Source organism: Streptomyces sp. NPDC104367, assembly GCF_055583825.1.
In genome coordinates, this window is the sequence record NZ_JBVJND010000091.1 from 1 (window position 1) to 2206 (window position 2206).

The window sequence follows — 2206 nt, forward strand, 5'->3', positions numbered from 1 at the left end:
CACACACCAGCTCCGGCGACCGATCCAGACACACACCCACCAACTGATCCGGCCCCACACCCCGCTCACGCAGCTCACGCGCCAGAGCATTGGCCTTCTCGTCCACCTCACGGAAGGTCAGCGTCCGATCGCCGTGCTCGATGGCAACGGCATCGGGGCACACCGCAACCCGGTCCTCGACCAACCGGTGAACCGTCGCCGTGTCCGGATACCGGCCGCCGGTCGCGTTCACCCCCACGACCAGCCGCTCCCGCTCGGCCGGCGTCAGCATGTCGAACGACGACAGCCTCTGCTCCGGGGCGGCCGTCACGGCCGCCAGCAGGGTGCTGAAGTGTGCGGCCATCCGCTCGGCGGTGGTCCGGGCGAACAGGTCGCCGCGGTACTCCAGGATCGCCTCCAGGCCGTCCGCGGTGTCGGCCAGCATCAGCTGGAGGTCGAACTTCACCGGCTGGCCCTCGACGGACACCGGTTCGACCGCCAGCCCCGGCAGCGACCAGGTGTCGCCGTCGGGCGTGTTCTGGAGCACCAGCATCGTCTGGAACAGCGGGTTGCGGGACAGGTCCCGCTGCGGCGCGAGTTCCTCCACCAGCCGTTCGAACGGCAGGTCCTGGTGGTCGTAGGCCGCCAGCGCCGTGTCCTTGACGCGCTCCAGCAGCTCGGTGAACGCCGGATCGCCCGACAGGTCGGTCCGCATGACCAGCGTGTTCACGAAGAAACCGATCATCTCCTCGATCTCCGCGCGGTTGCGCCCGGCGATCGGGGTTCCGACGGCGATGTCCTCCTGCCGCGCGTACTTCGCCAGCATCAGCTGGAACGCCGCGAGCAGCACCATGAACAGGCTCGCGCCGTTGCTCGCCGCGAGGTCCCGGGCCCGGGCCGCGGCCTCCTCCGGCACGGTGAACCGCACCGTGCCGCCCTGGCCGGTCGGTTCGGCCGGCCGGCGGTGGTCGGTCGGCAGTTCCAGCGGTTCCAGCCCGCCCAGCCGCTCCCGCCAGTGGGCCAGCTGGGCATCCAGTACCTCGCCGGTCAGCGTCCGGCGCTGCCAGACGGCGAAGTCGGCGTACTGCACCGGAAGTTCGGGCAGGTGTGCCTGCGTGCCGTCCAGTGCCGCCGCGTACAGGGCGTGCAGCTCACGGGCGAGCACGCCCTCCGACCACCCGTCGCCCACGATGTGGTGCAGCGTCAGCAGCAGGTAACTGTCGTCGTCGGCGAGCCGTACGACGTCGGCTCGCAGCAGGGGTCCCGCCACCAGGTCGAAGGGGCGGGCCGCTCGGGTGCGCAGCAGGGCTCGGGCGCGTTCCTCCCGGTCGTCGGCGTCCGTACGGCGCAGGTCGTGCACGGCCGCGGTGACCGGCGTGACCGGGTCCACGACCTGCGACGGACGGCCGTCCTCGTCGGCGGTGAACCGGGTCCGCAGCACCTCGTGCCGCGCGATCAGTCCGGTCAGCGCCGCCTCCAGCACGGGCACGTCCAGCGCACCGCGCACCCGCAGCGCCGTCGGCACCGCGTACTTGGCGGATCCGGGCTCCAACTGGTCCAGGAACCAGAGACGTTGCTGTGCGAACGACAGCGGCAGCGGGCCCTGGTCGCGCGGCGCGGGGGTGATCGGCGCCAGGGGGACGGCCCCTGCGGCGGCGTCCGGTGCGCCGAGAGCGGCGGCGAGCCGTGCCGGTGTCGGCGCCGTGAACAGGGTACGGACGGCCACGTCGGTGCCCAGTTCCGCGCGCAGGCGGCTGGTGACGCGGGTGGCGAGCAGCGAGTGCCCGCCCAGCTCGAAGAAGTTGTCGTGCACGCCGACCCGTTCGATCCCGAGAACTTCGGCCCAGATCTCGGCGATCGACGCCTCCAGCGGGGTACGCGGCGCGGTGTACCCGGCGCTCTCGGCGAGCCGTGCCGGGTCCGGCGCCGGCAGTGCCCGATGGTCGACCTTGCCGTTGGGGGTCAACGGCAGCTCCGCGAGGACGGTGAACGCGCTGGGCACCATGTACTCCGGCAGCCTCAGCCGCAGGTGGTCGCGCAGCGGTCCGGCGCCGGCCGGGTCGTTCCCCGGCACGGGCACGGTGTAGGCGGCGAGCCGCGGTCCGCCCGGCAGGTCGTCGCGGACGGTGACTGCCGCGGCGGTCACCTCGGGATGCGTGAGCAGCGCCGCCTCGATCTCACCCAGCTCGATCCGGTAACCCCGCAGTTTCACCTGGTTGTCGATACG

General features: G+C 72.3%; 1 protein-coding gene. It reads right to left on the bottom strand.

Annotated elements, in window-relative coordinates; translation table 11 throughout:
* A partial coding sequence (locus ACZ619_RS45790; protein ID WP_469611995.1) for a condensation domain-containing protein occupies nucleotides 1-2191 on the bottom strand: 2191 nt, incomplete at its 3' end.
* Nucleotides 2192-2206 lie beyond the last annotated feature (15 nt).